Here is a 16,837-nt window from a genome sequence, read left to right as displayed (position 1 = left end):
TTTTCTTAAACCTTTATATCTCTATTAATTCGGTTTAAAACCCAAAGTCCATAAAAACCTAAAAAGAGTTCTGCAATTACCCCAAAAACATAACCAAAAGTTGGTATTCCATCTACCATAATACTAACTACTCTTCCAAAACCTAAACCAAGCATAAAAATAATATTGGTTACAATAGCTACTTTAAGATAACTAGCTTTTAAAACACCACATATCCATAACATCGAAAACCCCAAATACAGTCCCATGACCGCTTTATAAAAATTATGCTCGTCTGTAGTTTCTAAAAACATATCGAAGCTTAATTCTGGTTTAAAACCATATATTATTGCTGTTGGTACGACAATGCTTACCGAAATTATAAGGTGAATTTTGTTTATGAAATCGGTTTTAGATTTAATCATTTTTTAATCTATTTTAAAATAAATTCGATGACAAATTGTACTCCTTTATTTTAATAGAAACACTAGTTCTGGATGTAATAATAAGTTATTTATTACTGAAAGATAGCATTCGTGTTTATATAAAAAAAGCACTTTTACTAATCTCGCGCCTGTATTCTATTACGTTCTTTATTAGATTTATCTTTCTCGTTAGTTTCAAGTGTTCTATTACCAAACTTGTAACTAAAACCTAGTTTAATGTAGCGATTATCTTGGTCTGCAAATCGCGTATTACTTTGGTTTAAAAAATTAGAAGTAGTCTTAAAATCTTGTGTATTAAACAAATCTGAAGCAACTAAAGATATTGCTCCTTTTTTATTCCAAATGGTTTTAGAAATAGTTAAATCTGAATAAAAACTCCCTTGATGCACTTGAAGTCCTAATAAATTTTTACCCACATATGTTAAAGATATATATGCAGATAAACTTTGATCTTTTAAAAAATCCGCACTTCCTGCCAAGTAAGTATAGTTAGACCATTGACTTAGTTTTATATTTTGGTTTTCTATTTTTGTTTTTTCTGTTGCATTATAAATCTCTGTTCCAAAATAAAAATAACACTTATCTAATAGTGTAAAATCAGTCTCGTAACTAAAACCTAAAGTTGTTGTTTTACCAATGTTTTCGGGTGTAAATGTTATAATATTAGTTGTATTATCTTGTATAGGCAACTCGTTAATATTTCCGTTTGTAGTTGTTAAGGTCATATAAACTTGATGTTTATTATTTATAACAGTACCAAAATTCCATTTATTACTAAATGATGGTTGTAAGTTAGGATTCCCAGAAACAATAACATTATCATTTAAAAAATATTTGAAAGGGTTTAGCGATTCATAAACAGGTCTTGAAATAGATCTTTTATAAGTTGCATATAGTTTGGCCTTTTTAAATGTTTTGTGGTTTAAAATAACTGTTGGAAACCACTCTAAGTAATCCTGCTTATTTAAGGTGTTAAACGATTCTCCTTCAAGATTAGTTTGTTCCACTCTTAAACCTGTAGTAAAACTAAAATCTCCAAATTTATCATCATAGCTTACATAACCAGCTAACACGTTTTCTTTATAATCAAAAATATTAGACGTATTTAAAACTTCTTGACTATCAATAATATCAAACTGCGTTAAATCGCTATTTGTATATACAACAGCATTTTTAATACCAAAAGATAAAGAAGACTCTTCACCAAGTGGTTTGTAATAATCCACCTGAGACGACGTTAAATTAATTTTTTGATTAGAATTAGTTTTAAAAGCGGTATCAAAATCAAAACTATTATCTGCTAAAAAATATTGACTATTTACGCCTTGTACTCTAGAGTAATCATAGCTTGTATAATTTCCGTTTACAGATAATTTATCGTTATTTTTAAACTTACTAACATAATCTACATCAAAAGCTAAATTGCTCTTATCATCTCTTGATAATGTATTAGCATTAAAACTGGATTGCAAATCTGCTTGATTATTAAATATCGACGTCTTGTTTCTTGTACTATATTTAAAGTATGGTGTTAAGCTTATCTTTGAAGATAGGGTAACAGTATTGTTATCATCAATAAAATAATCTAAACTCGTATTTATATTATGCGTTTCTAGCGTTGTATTTCTATTTAAATTAGAATCCCATAATTCATTTAGCGAATTATCTGAATCTAAATAACTAATACTATCGTCATTATCACGATTAATCTTATTTTTAGAATAACTGTAATTTGCAGAAAGGCTTATTTTTTTAGTTTTATAAAAATTAGAAATACCACTAGTGTAACTAGGAAAAACACCTTGTTTATAACTACCAAAAACACGACCATTATAACCTATAGTAAAATTTTTACCCATTACAATATTTAAAACAGCTCCACCTGAAGCATCATACTTTGCACCCGGAGTTGTAATAGCTTCTATAGATTTTATACTATTTGCAGGTGTGTTATCTAAAAATTGAATAATATCCTCTCCAGATAAATTTACTTTTTTATCATTTATATACACTGTTGGGTAGTCTCTTTTAATTTTAATGGTTCCGTCGGAAACAAAAACAGATGGTGTGTTACGTAAAACGTCTAAAACATTACCTTCGGTTAACGCCGTACCTTCAACATTAAAAACTAAACGATCTGCCATTTTTTTAATGGTTGGCTTTTTAGCTACCAGAGTAACCTCGCCTAAGGTTTGGGTTGAGGCTTTTAAGGTCACCTTTCCAATATTGGTGTTTTTAGAAAGTGTTATTGCTTGACTTGTTTCAACAAAACCAAGAGACGATATTTTTAAAATATAATCTCCAGCAATTAGATCTTCAATATTAAATTCACCTGCTTCATTGGTACTTGAGCCTGTAATAATATTCGATTCATCCGAAGAAAAAATAACAGCATTAACGTAAGCGATAGGTTTTCCAGATTCTTCTGTAACAGTACCAAAAATGGTGAATTCTTGTGCTATAATTTCCGAAGAAAAAAGAAAAATAATTAAGTATAATATATATTTCATTTGATTTTTTAACGAAAAAGCAAGTTACTAATAGTTTTTCATTTTTTGTTACGGTAAAAACCGTAAATTTTAACTGTTTACTAAGCCGAAGAAAACTAAAAAAATCGCCAATAAATGCCTTATATTTGCAGTCTCTCCATTTTTTTGAGAGCCTATAGATTATGAAGCACATTAGAAATTTTTGCATAATTGCACATATTGATCACGGAAAAAGTACACTTGCCGATCGTTTACTCGATGCAACAGGCTCTGTTACCGCACGTGAACAACAAGCGCAACTTTTAGATACAATGGATTTGGAACGTGAACGTGGTATTACCATTAAGTCGCACGCCATCCAAATGGAATATACTTACGAAGGTCAAGAATACATTTTAAACTTAATTGATACACCTGGTCACGTAGATTTCTCTTACGAAGTATCGCGATCTATCGCTGCCTGTGAAGGTGCATTGTTAATTGTAGATGCTGCACAAAGTATTCAAGCACAAACGATTTCTAATTTATATTTAGCCCTTGGCAATGATTTAGAAATTATTCCTGTTTTAAATAAAGTAGATTTACCAAGTGCAAACCCAGAAGAAGTAACAGATGATATTGTAGACCTTTTAGGTTGTGATCCAAGTGAAGTTATTCATGCCAGTGGAAAAACGGGTTTTGGTGTCGAGAATATTTTAAAAGCAGTTATTGAACGTATTCCGGCTCCAAAAGGAGATCCAGATGCGCCTTTACAAGCCTTAATTTTCGATTCGGTTTACAATACATTTAGAGGTATTGAAACGTATTTTAGAGTTTTTAACGGAGAAATTAAAAAAGGACAAAAAATTAAATTTGTTGCTACAGGTAACGAATATAACGCAGATGAAGTTGGTACTTTAAAACTAACTCAAGTTGCAAAAAAGAGTGTTAAAACAGGAGATGTTGGGTATTTAATTACTGGTATTAAAACAGCAAAAGAAGTTAAGGTTGGAGATACTATTACAGATGCAGTAAACCCAACGACTAACATTGTTGAAGGTTTTGAAGATGTAAAACCTATGGTTTTTGCAGGTATTTACCCTGTAGATACAGAGGATTACGAAGAGCTTAGAAACTCTATGGAAAAGCTTCAGTTAAATGATGCGTCTTTAGTGTTTGCTCCAGAAAGTTCTGCGGCATTAGGCTTTGGTTTTCGTTGTGGATTCTTAGGAATGTTACACATGGAAATTATTCAAGAGCGTTTAGAACGTGAGTTTGACATGACTGTTATTACAACGGTTCCCAATGTATCGTACAATGCATTTACAAACAAACATCCAGACACACCTTTTATAGTAAATAACCCAAGTGATTTACCAGATCCTTCTACAGTAAATCGTGTTGAAGAGCCGTTTATTAAAGCAACCATAATTACTAAAGCCGACTTTGTTGGTAATGTTATGAGTTTATGTATTGAAAAACGTGGTATGATTACTAACCAAACGTATTTAACAGCTGTGCGTGTTGAATTAACGTTCGAAATGCCTTTAGCAGAAATTGTTTTCGATTTTTATGATCGTTTAAAAACAGTATCTAAAGGTTATGCTTCTTTCGATTACCATCCAATTGGTATGAAAACGTCAAAATTAGTACGTTTAGATGTATTATTAAACGGTAGTCCTGTTGATGCGCTTTCTGCGCTTATACATGCAGACAACGCTAATAATATTGGTAAAAAAATGTGTGCTAAGTTGAAGGAATTAATTCCACGTCAACAATTCGATATTCCTATTCAAGCAGCAATTGGAGCAAAAATTATTGCTAGAGAGACAGTAAAAGCTGTACGTAAAGATGTAACGGCAAAATGTTATGGTGGAGATATTTCGCGTAAACGTAAGTTACTAGAAAAGCAGAAAAAAGGTAAAAAACGTATGCGCCAAGTTGGTAATGTAGAAATACCTCAACAAGCATTTATGGCTGTTTTAAAGTTGAATGATTAATTCGATTATTAACAATTCGAATTTTAGATATAAAAAAAACCTTCAGTTTACGCTGAAGGTTTTTTGCTTTATTGCTCTAACCATTTTCTAAACTCTGCTGTTGTAGAAGAACTGGTCATTACTTTATCTTTTAAGCCTTTTACTTTAATTAGTAATCGGTTTTTAAAATGACTTTCTAAATTTTCTATGTAATCTATGCTTAGAATCTCGCTTCGGTTTATTTTAAAAAATTTAGTTGGATTTAATTGTTGAAGAATTGATCCTAAATTTTGAGAAATAATGTGCCGTTTTCCCTTAAAATCTGTGGCAATACAAAAATCTCCTGAAGCTTCAATTACACTAATTTCTGAAACATTTAAGAGTTGAATTCCTTTTGCTTTTTTAATTACGAAACGTTTTTTGTAGCTATTAGATTCTTCTTTTAAAGCAACTTTAAGTTCTGTAATTGTTTCGCTAGAAAGTGAATTATAATCGCCTTGTTTAAATAAAGACTGATATTTTTCTATAGCCTTTTTAAAATCTGTTTGCGTATACGGCTTTAAAATATATGCAATACCATTTGTGTTGAAGGCTTGAAACAAATAGTCGTCGTGAGCAGAACAGAAAATAATTGGAGAATCGATATCTATTTCATTAAACAAATCGAACGAGACGCCATCTAACAATTGGATATCCGACAAAATAAAGTCGTACTTATTGTTTACCAGAAACACTTTTCCTTCTGTATTAGATCTTGCCCAATCGTGAGGAATATGCTCATTAAAATAGTCGTTTACAAAAGAAACTAATTTTTGATATGCTGGTATTTCGTCTTCTAGAATTAAAATTTTCATTGTTCTAATTTTCGTCAATTAATTTAATAATTGGAATTGAAATAACAAATTCTTTATCTGTATTTATAATTATTACTTCCTTATCTGATAATAATTTATATCGTGCTTTTAAGTTTTCTAAACCTGTTCCAAACGATTCGTCTTTAGATAAGATTCCAGATTTTGTATTTGTTACTTTAAGCGTGTTTTCTTCAACTAAAATAGTTGTTGCTATTGCTTTGTTGTTTTGTGGCTTATTGTGTTTTACAACGTTCTCTAATAAGGCTTGAATTGCTCCTGTTGGAATAAACCTATCTGTAATGTCTGTGTCTCTTTCAATTTTAAAATCGTAATCGTTTCCAAATCTCGTTTTAATTAAAAACATGTAATTTTCTGCCAATTCAATTTCTTCAGACAACTCCATGACCTCAGCATCTTTAGTCTTTATTAAATAGCGATAAATTAACGATAGCCTATTAATATATTCTTTCGCTTTATCTGGATCGCTATCTATTAAAGAGTCTAATGTATTTAAATTATTAAATAAAAAATGAGGATCTATTTGTGAACGTAATAATTTGAGTTCGTTTTCTTTTTGTTGTTTTTCTATAGTAAGAAGCTGTGTTTGGCTTTCGTAAAATTTCTTGGTTAAAAGCAACCCAAAAGGCAATCCCATTTGGTTTGCGCTTATGGATATAGATTCAATAATAAACCAAAAGGTTGAAGGGAATCGACTCCAATCATTATCTCCAGACCAGTAACCAACAACTTTATCTATACCTCCAATAACAATCATGGCTATAAGACTAAAAAATATAAAATTGAAATACTTTTTTTGCTCTATAATATATTTAGGTATTAGCCAATACATAAATATTGCAATTAATGTAAGAATCATTATTATGTCTACAGGGAAATCGACCCAATATTCCCTTGTTAATGCCTGACGATCGTAATAATCTAACGCCTGCATTGCAATGGATATTACAAAATAGATAGTCAGTAATATATAATCCGATTTGTTTAGTTTTGTATTCATTCTAAAACGAATGTATTAATTATTATCATCAATTCTATTTTCTTCGTCTTTAGAAGCATTACTTCTGTTCTTCTTTTTTCCGTATTTAGAACCAAAACTATACGTTGCTCTTAACTGAATATTTTGTCTTGATTGGTTGCTTTCCACATCTGCTTGCAAGTTATTATAGTTTATTTCACCTATAAAACCTCTATTTAGCATTTTATTGAAGCCTAAGTTTAGTTTAAGGCTTTCGTCTAAAAATTTTTTTCCAAAAGAAAAATCTAGTCCTGCAAACCAGTCTGTATCTATACCACCTTCTAAAGCTCCCGTTCCATAGTTTGCACTAAGTTCTGCACTAATTTCCCATGGCAGCTCATAACTCGCTTGAGAAAACCACATTAAACTCCATTTGTCTAGGTTTAAATTGTTTGGGTTAGACTCAAACTTATTATAATTTACAATAAAACCGGTATAACCTTCTACACCTTTAATAAAACTTAAAGGTCCAAATAATCTAAAATTCCAGTTTTTACTGTCCGATAAATTAATGGTTGTTCTACTTATTTCGGCTGTATCATTATTTTGCGATATAAACTGAAACATAGCATCTTCGGTTTCGCTATAACCAACCGTAAAAAAAGGTTGCCCATCGTAGGTTAAATTAAACTGATAATTATTAGTAAAAGCTGGCCTTAAATTTTGGTTTCCAACATCGGACGATAACGGATCGTAATAGGTTACAAATGAATTTAAAGTATTATAATTTGGACGGCGAATTCTATAACTATACGCAATACTTCCGCTTAAGTTTTCGTTTATTTTTCTACTCAAGGAAGCACTTGGAAATAGTTTAGAAATTTTACGCTCTCGTGTTTCGTTATTACTGCTTGATGTGCCTTTAGTATTACTATCTTCAAAACGTAATCCTCCAGAAAAAGACCATTTTCCTTTGGTTAAATTTAATTTAGAGTAGAGTGCAAAAACAGTTTCATCTACTAAAAATCGATTACTTGCATTTGCATTAAAATCAAAATTTCCGTTATCGTTTTCGGTAAAAGACATTAAATCGCTATCTGTATTTACATTTGAAAATTTACTACCAAAACTGACTTTAAAATCTTCAGAAAACAGTCTTGAATAATCTGCTTTATAGGTTTTAATTTGATACTCTCCATCTTGTAAATAACGTTGATTTGTGTATGGAATAGTACTTCCTAAAACTGAAGAAATAGTGTTTTTATTAGTGTTAGAATAATCTACAAAATTAAAATCCATGTTAAATTTATGAGCACCTGTTTTATACTCATAATATGGATTTACATTAAAAACAATTTGGTCTCTATCGTAAGTGTTTTGAGATAGTAAAAAGTCTGTTGCAGTTTCACTAGTAATTATGTTTGAACTTTGAGAGGTCCTATCGGACTTTGTTGTGTTTCTTCTTACACCAATTCCTATAGTATTATTATCGTTTATGTAATAATCTACGCTACCTCCTAATCTAATACTTTGTGGATTATAAGCTTCTATTGTAGCTTGATCGTATGTGTTATTACCAACAGTTCTTTTAATAAACAAATCTTCCCGCCAAGTAGGACTTGAATACCCAATACTTGTTTGCCAATTTAGTTTGTTTTTATAGCTCGCTATCGAAGCACTTGTTCCATACTCGATACCTTCGTCCTCACCAACCCAACCTACAACATTACCATGTGTACCTAATTTTACATTTTTCTTTAAAATAATGTTTATTATTGGTCCAGAGCCTTCTGCATCGAACTCTGCTCCTGGTTGTTCTACTAGTTCTACTCTTGCTATATTATCGGCTGGCATATCGCGAAGCAAAGTGTCCATATCCATGTACTCGGTAGTCTTGCCATCTATTAAAATTCTAATATTGCTTTTTCCTGCGTAGCTTATTCCATTATTGGTTACAATAACACCTGGAACACGTTTCATAACATCTTGTAAATTAGAATTTATCATTTCAGAATTTTCTAAATCTACTATTAGTTTTTCTGCCGTTTGCCTAATAACTGGTCGTTTGCTTTTTATAACAACTTCTCCTAGCGTTTGGGCTTCTTCCTTTAAGGTGAAGTTTACTGTTTTTGATTCTTGTACGAGTTGAAAAACGTCACACTTTTCGGTTTTAAAACCTAATAAAGAGATTTCTAAACTGTAACTACCTTGCTCTAGATTTTTAAACTCGTACTTTCCGTTATCATCACTAACGGTTCCTGTTAAAGGACTAGTGCTTCCTTCTTTATAAATAAGAACATTAGCAAAAGGCTGTGGTTGATTGGTATTGTCTAAAATAGTTCCGGTTATGTTTTGCGCGAAACTCAACGTAATTCCGAAAAGGAAAGACAGAATAAATAATAGATTTAATTTCATAATTGATTCGTTAAAGATTGATGACGTAAATATAAAATCATCAATCCTTTAATAGAAATACAATATGCCGAAATGGGTTAAAAACAAGATGAACTGGTTTTTTTAAAATTAATTAAATTAATTAGGCTTCTTCATTAGCAACCTCTTCAACATCAAAAGGTTTACCTAAATACACTAAATGGCAATTTTCACCTATTTCTTCAACATCTTTGTTATGGGAAGAAATAATTTCTATCTCGGATGCTTCATTCTTAATAAATAGAGGGATAATATCTTTATCGTTATTAGCCATTTCAATTAAACTATCGTAATGTGCTTTATCTCTTAATTCAATTTCTTGAATACTTGGGTATTTTCTAGTGACATTACTAAGTGTGGTATAATCGTCTGTCTGAGAAAACAAGCCTTCTTTTGGGTTGCTTTTTTCATCTTGCATTTCATCTACAGAAACTAATCTAAACGATCCATTTTCACCAAACTGCTTACTAAACTTGTTAATAGCATACTTATTAATATCATTACTTCCTGTTAATGCCATTAAATAACCTACATCGTTTAGCTCTATATTATCCATTAAAGTATCAGAATAAATATTGGTATTAAAAGCTTCTAAGCCTAATTCTTTAGCTTTTACAATATTGCTTTGATTACTATCTATTAATACAACGTGCCTTCCATTAGATTCTAAATAATGACCAATTAATCGTGATACTTTGCTGGCTCCAACAATTAAAATACCATCAGATTTAGTTAAAAACACTCCAACTAATTTAGCAAATAATCGTGCAGTTGTAGCGTTTAATAATACGGTTCCTAAAACAATCATAAACACCAAAGGTGTTATATACTCTGCTCCTGGAACGCCTTCTTTTGCTAATTTTAAGCCAAATAATGAAGCAATACCTGCTGCAACTATTCCTCTTGGTCCTACCCAACTAATAAATATTTTTTCGTTAAGCTTTAAAGAAGAGCCATGAGTACTTAAAAACACACCAATAGGTCGAATAATAAATACAACTGCTGCAAATAATACTGCTGTTTTCCAGCTGTAAATTAGATACAATTCTTCCATGTTAATATTCGCTGCTAAAAGAATGAATAAAATAGAAATTAACAAGATACTTAACGACTCTTTAAAGTAAAGAAGCTCTTTTAAATAAGGAGCATTAGAGTTTCCTAAAACCATTCCCATTACTACAACAGCAAGTAAACCAGATTCATGTGCAAAAGTATCAGACAATACAAAAACACCAAGTACTGCTGCCAAAGCAAACACATTTAATAAATAATGTGGTACTAGCTTTTTATTAACTATAAAGTTCATAGCGTGTGCAAAAGTGAAACCAAAAGTACTACCAAATAATACAATTTTACCAAACTCTATTAATGCTGTTTTTGTAAACTCTCCACCGCCATCTACACTTATAAACTCGAAAACCAAAACAGCGACCAATGCTCCAATGGGATCGATTAAAATACCTTCCCACTTTAATACTGTAGAAATATCTTTCTTTAACGGTATGTTTCTTAAAATAGGTGTTATTACTGTTGGTCCAGTAACTATAATAAGACCTGAGAATAAAAACGAAATCTCCCAACTTAAATTAAAGGAGTAATGTGCAGCTACTGCCGCTCCAAAAAATGTAACCATAGAACCTAAAGAAATAAGCTTTGTTATTACTGGTCCAACATTTTTTATTTCGCTCATTTTAAGCGTTAGTCCTCCTTCAAAAAGAATGATACTAATAGCTAATGAGACAAAATAAAATAAGCTTTGTCCAGGAAATAAACCTTCTTCTCCATTCCAAATTGGTTCTATCCATTTGGTACCATCTTCACTTAAAAATTCGGCGGCAATTGGTCCTACTAAAAGTCCTATTAAAATTAAGGGTAAAATAGCAGGAATCTTAAATTTCCAGGCCACCCATTGTGCTAATATTCCAAGAATAATAATACCTCCTAATTCTACCATATAATATCGCTTATATATTTAAAAGGCTAAAGTTATAAATATTTAAATCATTTCTTTAACTCTATCAACAATACTTCAATGTTTGTCAGGTATTATGAAAAAAACTATCTTCACTTTTTTCGAAACTATTTAACCGTGATTCAAAAACCATTCAAAACCATAGGCTTAGGTATTGCCTTCTCTCCAAATTTAAAAGCAAACCTTTATGAGGCTGCACGTTTGGCGCTGTTTTTTGAAAGTAAATTGGTTTTAATTCACGTTGGTAATGCGTCTGAAGACAAGCTAGAAAGTTTAAAAAATATTCTAAATACCTTTAAAAAAGACAATTTAGATTACGAAGTAATTTTTAAACCAGGAGATCCTGTTGAAGTTATTTTGGGTGCTTCCGAAGAGAAAAAAGTAGATTTATTAGTAATTGGTGCTGCAAAAAGAGAAAAAATATTTACTTATTACGTAGGTTCTATTGCCCGCCAAATTACTAGAAAAGCCAAGTGTTCTCTTTTATTGTTAATAAACCCATCTATTGAGCGTTTACCTTGCCAACATATTGTTGTAAATGGTTTAATAGATCCAAAAACCGAACAAACAATAGCTACAGCTTTTTATGTTGGCTCTAAATTAAAGGCCGAAAAATTAACAATTGTTGAAGAAATAAAACAAAACGAAATTGCAGTTAAGTTAAATGACGATAAATCGCTTAGAAAAACAACAATTCTAAAAGAAAGACTTAGAAACCGCGAACGCTCAAGAATTAATCATATTATTGAAGATATACCTGAAGAATTTACAAAAGATATTGTTATAAAATCTCAACCAATTTTTGGTACACAAGGCTACTCGATTGGTCATTATGCTCAAATTGCAAGAGCCGATTTATTAATTATGAATGCGCCTACAAAAATGACTTTTTGGGATCGTTTGTTCCCACACGATATTGAACATATTTTAACCGAATTACCAACCGATGTTTTAATTATTCAATGAGCCAAAAAAAGAATAACATAAAAACGTTTTTTCAAGCATTACCAAAAAATATTTTTTCTGGTTTTGTAGTAAGCCTCATTGCATTACCTTTAGGTTTAGGACTTGCAATGGCTAGTGAGGCACCTCCAATATCTGGTGTTATTGCTGCTGTTGTTGGAGGTGTTTTAGTCTCTATTTTAGGCGGTAGTAATGTTACTATTTCAGGACCAGGTAACGGTCTTGTTGGAGTGCTTTTAGTCGCAATTTCTACTTTAGGAATAGAAAGCGCGTATGCAGCCATAATTTGTTCTGGTGCTTTACTTTTAATTCTTGGCTTTTTACGCTTAGGAAAATTAGCAGACTTCTTCCCTTCTTCGGCAATACAAGGAATGTTAGCAGCAATTGGACTTATTATTTTAGGAAAACAGTTTCATATTATGCTAGCGCACCGTATTAAACGAGAAGACACTATTGATTATTTATTAGAAATTCCTTTTACCATAAACGACGCCATACATTATAATAATACAGGCCTTCTTTACGCAGCGGCAGCTGGAGTAATAAGCTTTGTAATCATGATTTTCTATTCTAAAATTAGAAATAAATATTTACAGCTTATTCCTGCTCCAATGTGGATTGTTATTTTATCAATTGCATTTAGTTATTATTTCGAATTAGTTGCTCACCAAAACAACCCAATTGCGCTTGAATATATGATTTCTGGTATTCCTGAATTCTCAGAAATTATTGAACAAATTCCAACCATAGACTTTAGTAAAATTGACTCTTTACCATTTTGGACAAGCGTTTTGGCGTTAACCTTAATTGCTAGTATAGAATCCCTATTAAGTATAAAAGCTGTAGATAAACTCGATCCAGAAAAACGAAGAAGTAATGTAAATCGAGATTTAAAAGCACTAGGTTTAGCGACCATTGGAAGTGGTTTTCTTGGAGGACTAAACGTAGTCACTGTAATTGCTAGAAGTTCTGTAAACGTTAATAATGGTGGAAGTAACAGGTCTTCAAACTTTTTTCATGCTACTTTTTTAGTTGTTTTTATAGTGCTATTTAGTTCGCAATTACAACGTATTCCACTACCTGCATTAATGGCTATTTTGGTTTATACAGGTTATAAACTAGCATCACCAGAAAATATTAGAAAAATTTTTAAAATTGGTCGAGAACAGTTAATAATTTTCTTTGTTACATTACTTGTAACCTTAAAAATAGGTTTAATTTCTGGTATTGCTTCTGGAGTTGTAGTCACCTTTATTTTACACCTTATAATTAATAAAAGTTTTAGTCTTTTTGGAAGAAACCTTTTAAAACCTAATGTTTTAATGTTTCAGGAAGACCGTAATTATTATGTAAGTGTAAAACACTTTTGCAGTTTCCTAAATTTTTATAAACTAAAAGCAAAATTAGATGCAGTTCCAGAAACCGAAGATGTAATCGTAGATTTTTCACTTTGTAAATTTGTGGATCATACTGTTATGGAAAACCTCAACAATTATCAAGAATTATTTACAAAAAGAGGTGGCCATTTTGAGGTGCTTGGTCTTGATTTACACGATACAGATTCTAAACACCCATTTGCTTTACGTCGTCTATTACCCGTACCAAATGTTATTAAAAAGAGTTTAACGCGTCGCCAAACAACCATAGAAGAGTTAGCAAAAGACTACCAATTAAGCTACGTATCTAAAAAGGAAAGAGAGACACATTTCTTAGATAGTTTCTTATTCTTTAGAGTAAAGAGTATAAACTACATTTATAATCAATTATCTAATAAAAATGAAGCAATAAACACTTTCGATATCGAGTTTTCTGAAGGTGAATTTATTGCTAAAGAAGTCGTTAGATCAACAATGCTACATATAAAATTAGACAAAAGTATTCCCGAATTTACGTTAGACCGCGAGGGTTTCCTAGAAAAGGTATATGCATTTGCTGGTTTTAAAGATATTCCTATTGCAAACCATACCGATTTTTCTAAAAGGTTTTATTTACTTGGTGAAGACACCAAGGCTATCCAAGCTTTTTTTACAGATGAAATTACCCATTTTTTCGAGAGTAACCCTTACTATCACGTAGAATCTAATGGTCACGATTTACTTATTTTTGGTCGCGAAAGATTAGCTAGTATAAAAGAAATCAAGGCACTATACGATTTTGGTAAACGTTTACAACAAGTAGTTTCTTAATAAAAACTTAACGTCTACTCTCAATCCCTTAGTTTTTCATAATTTGCAGTTATGAATTTATATCCAATAAATGCAGGGAATTTTAAGCTCGATGGTGGTGCTATGTTTGGTGTTGTGCCAAAATCACTATGGACAAGAACCAATCCTGCAGATAGTAATAACATGATTGATATTGCTGCACGCTGTTTATTAATTGAAGATGGAAATCGTCTTATTTTAATAGATACAGGAATGGGAAACAAGCAAAGCGAGAAATTCTATGGCTATTATCATCTTTGGGGAGACGATAGTATAGATAAATCTCTTGCTAAATATGGTTTTCATCGCGATGATATTACCGACGTTTTCATGACGCATCTCCACTTCGATCATTGTGGTGGATCTATACAATATAACAAGGACAGAACACTTTTAGAACCTGCTTTTAAGAATGCTCATTTTTGGAGTAATCAAAAACATTGGGATTGGGCAACAAAGCCTAACCGTCGTGAGGTTGCTTCATTTTTAAAAGAAAATATTATGCCAATGGAAGATAGTGGACACTTAAAGTTTACTAAGCTTCCACAGAGTCCTTCAGAAGACATTCTAAAAAATTCTGCTTTAGGCTTCGATATCTTTTTTGCTAATGGCCATACCGAAAAACAAATGATACCAATGATCAATTATAAGGGTAAAACCATTTGTTTTATGGCAGACTTATTACCAACAGTTGGTCACTTGCCTTTACCTTTTGTAATGGGCTACGACACAAGGCCACTATTAACCCTAGACGAGAAGGAAAAATTCTTGAATCTCGCAGCAACTCATAATTATTACTTATTTTTGGAACACGATGCGCATAACGAAATAATTACTGTGCAACATACCGAAAAAGGTGTGCGCTTAAAAGACTCTTTTTCAAGCAACGACATTTTTAATCTTTAAATTAACAACTAAACATTTTATAACATGAAATTAATTAATAAAACACTTTTGTTTTCTGTATTTTCAGCTGCAATATTATCTAGCTGTGGTGGTGGTTCACCAATTTTAACAACACCTGTTGAAAACATCGACACTTCACCACTTAAAGAAGCTGCTTTAACAGAATCTGAAGCACATAATTGGGGACACTTAGACCTTGCAAAAGACACTATTCCTGGTATGAGTGTTGATAAAGCTTACGCTGAAATAATAAAAGGAAAAAAAGGAAAAAAGGTTATTGTAGCAGTTATAGATACTGGTATTGATTTTAATCATGAAGATTTAGATGGTGTAATCTGGACTAACAAAAAAGAAATTGCTGGTAATGGGATAGACGATGATAAAAACGGTTATGTAGATGATATCCACGGTTGGAATTTTCTTGGTGATGGCTATGATGAACAGTTAGAATACATTCGTTTAGTAGCAAGTGGAGACACAAGTGCACCCAGATATGCTGAAGCAAAAGCTAAATATGATACAGAATATAATGCAGCTTTAGCTGGAAAGCAACAATACGAAGGTATTTACAACTCTGTTGAAGGTGCACATAAAGCATTAGCAGCTCACTTTAAAAAAGAAGATTATACCTCTAAAGAAGTAGCAGCTATTACAACCGAAGATGCAACATTAAAAGCCGCCGCAGAAACTGCTACTGATATGTATGGAAGAGGTGCTAAATCTTTACCAGAAGTTATAGAGCAAGTTAAAGGTGGTGTAGACTATTATGGTGATCAAGTTGCTTTTAACTTAAATAAAGATTTTAAGGGAAGAACAACAGGAGATAATCCAGACGATTTTAACGACAAGCCAGGTTATGGAAATGGAAACGTTATGCCTGTAAAAAAATCTGAAAGCCATGGATCACATGTTGCTGGAATTATTGGTGCAGAACGTAACAATGGTTTAGGAGCAAATGGAGTTGCGAATAATGTAGAAATTATGAGTCTTCGTACAGTACCAAATGGAGATGAGTATGATAAAGATATTGCTAAAGCAATACGTTATGCAGTAGATAATGGTGCACAAGTAATAAATGGAAGTTTTGGTAAAAGTTTTTCTCCTCATGCTGATTGGGTTAGAGATGCTATAAAATACGCAAGTGATAACAATGTAATTTTTGTACACGCTGCAGGAAACTCTAGTGAAGATGTAGATACAGAACCTAACTTCCCAGATGATAATGTAAATTATGTAGAAATTAGTAATACTTACATTCGTGTTGGTGCATTAGCTCCTAAATATGGAACTGCAATGGTTGCTGGTTTTTCTAATTACGGAAAACAAAACGTAGATGTTTTTGCTCCAGGAGCAGCAATATATTCTACAACACCAGAAAACGAATACAAAACTATGGGAGGAACTTCTATGGCGTCTCCTGCTGTTGCCGGTGTAGCTGCATTAGTTTGGTCTCAGTACCCAAAGTTAACTGCTGCACAGGTTAAGCAAGTTATTATGGACTCTGGTTTAGCTATAAATGCTAAAGTTACTGTTGGTGGTAATGGAGATGATGTAAGAGATTTTAGTACTTTAACTAAATCTGGTAAAATGGTTAATGCTTACAATGCATTAATTATGGCTTCACAAGTAGCCAAGTAAAATAATAATCTTAAAAAGC

General features: G+C 31.8%; 11 protein-coding genes. 5 read left to right on the top strand and 6 right to left on the bottom strand.

Annotated elements, in window-relative coordinates; genetic code table 11:
• Window positions 1-5: 5 nt before the first annotated feature.
• Together ASC44_RS09315 and ASC44_RS09310 are read right to left on the bottom strand one after the other, a co-directional pair.
• Window positions 6-404 carry a DUF4345 domain-containing protein gene (locus tag ASC44_RS09315; protein ID WP_055447330.1) on the bottom strand — a complete coding sequence of 133 codons (399 nt, stop codon included), beginning with the start codon at window positions 402-404 and terminating at the stop codon, window positions 6-8.
• 137 nt (window positions 405-541) lie between these two features.
• Window positions 542-2,935: an outer membrane beta-barrel protein gene (locus ASC44_RS09310; RefSeq protein WP_055447329.1), complete on the bottom strand. Its 2,394-nt coding sequence runs from the start codon at window positions 2,933-2,935 to the stop codon at window positions 542-544.
• A gap of 161 nt (window positions 2,936-3,096) precedes the next feature.
• Here ASC44_RS09310 and lepA point away from each other — a divergent pair, with 161 nt between their 5' ends.
• Complete coding sequence (gene lepA / locus ASC44_RS09305) at window positions 3,097-4,893, top strand: translation elongation factor 4 (RefSeq protein ID WP_055447328.1); 1,797 nt, start codon at window positions 3,097-3,099, stop codon at window positions 4,891-4,893.
• 68 nt (window positions 4,894-4,961) lie between these two features.
• Here lepA and ASC44_RS09300 read toward each other — a convergent pair whose 3' ends face one another.
• The 4 genes from ASC44_RS09300 to ASC44_RS09285 all read right to left on the bottom strand — a co-directional run bounded on the left by ASC44_RS09300 (window position 4,962) and on the right by ASC44_RS09285 (window position 11,089).
• Window positions 4,962-5,726: a LytR/AlgR family response regulator transcription factor gene (locus ASC44_RS09300; protein ID WP_152973310.1), complete on the bottom strand. Its 765-nt coding sequence runs from the start codon at window positions 5,724-5,726 to the stop codon at window positions 4,962-4,964.
• A gap of 4 nt (window positions 5,727-5,730) precedes the next feature.
• Entirely contained in the window at window positions 5,731-6,744 is a 1,014-nt protein-coding gene (locus tag ASC44_RS09295) for a sensor histidine kinase (protein ID WP_055447326.1), read from the bottom strand.
• A gap of 15 nt (window positions 6,745-6,759) precedes the next feature.
• Window positions 6,760-9,117, bottom strand: coding sequence for a TonB-dependent receptor (locus tag ASC44_RS09290; protein ID WP_193787265.1), 2,358 nt, complete (start codon window positions 9,115-9,117; stop codon window positions 6,760-6,762).
• A 121-nt stretch (window positions 9,118-9,238) separates the two neighbouring features.
• Entirely contained in the window at window positions 9,239-11,089 is a 1,851-nt protein-coding gene (locus ASC44_RS09285; RefSeq protein ID WP_055447324.1) for a cation:proton antiporter, read from the bottom strand.
• A 135-nt stretch (window positions 11,090-11,224) separates the two neighbouring features.
• On the opposite strand from ASC44_RS09285, the gene ASC44_RS09280 reads away from it, so the two are divergent.
• From ASC44_RS09280 to ASC44_RS09265, 4 genes are read left to right on the top strand one after another with little or no spacing between them, the layout of a single operon-like run.
• Window positions 11,225-12,073 carry a universal stress protein gene (locus ASC44_RS09280; protein ID WP_055447323.1) on the top strand — a complete coding sequence of 283 codons (849 nt, stop codon included), beginning with the start codon at window positions 11,225-11,227 and terminating at the stop codon, window positions 12,071-12,073.
• Entirely contained in the window at window positions 12,070-14,256 is a 2,187-nt protein-coding gene (locus ASC44_RS09275) for a SulP family inorganic anion transporter (protein ID WP_055447322.1), read from the top strand. The genes ASC44_RS09280 and ASC44_RS09275 overlap by 4 nt, the downstream gene beginning before the upstream one ends.
• A 51-nt stretch (window positions 14,257-14,307) precedes the next feature.
• Complete coding sequence (locus tag ASC44_RS09270) at window positions 14,308-15,180, top strand: MBL fold metallo-hydrolase (protein WP_055447321.1); 873 nt, start codon at window positions 14,308-14,310, stop codon at window positions 15,178-15,180.
• A gap of 24 nt (window positions 15,181-15,204) precedes the next feature.
• The gene (locus ASC44_RS09265) at window positions 15,205-16,818 is read left to right on the top strand and encodes a S8 family peptidase (RefSeq protein ID WP_055447320.1); all 1,614 of its coding nucleotides are present in this window, start codon (window positions 15,205-15,207) and stop codon (window positions 16,816-16,818) included.
• The last annotated feature ends 19 nt before the right edge of the window (window positions 16,819-16,837 follow it).

Origin of the sequence: Lacinutrix mariniflava (genome assembly GCF_001418015.1) — a bacterium.
Lineage (GTDB): Bacteria > Bacteroidota > Bacteroidia > Flavobacteriales > Flavobacteriaceae > Lacinutrix > Lacinutrix mariniflava.
The sequence above is the reverse complement of the archived record's forward strand: the minus strand, read 5'-3'. Positions and strand labels throughout refer to the sequence as shown.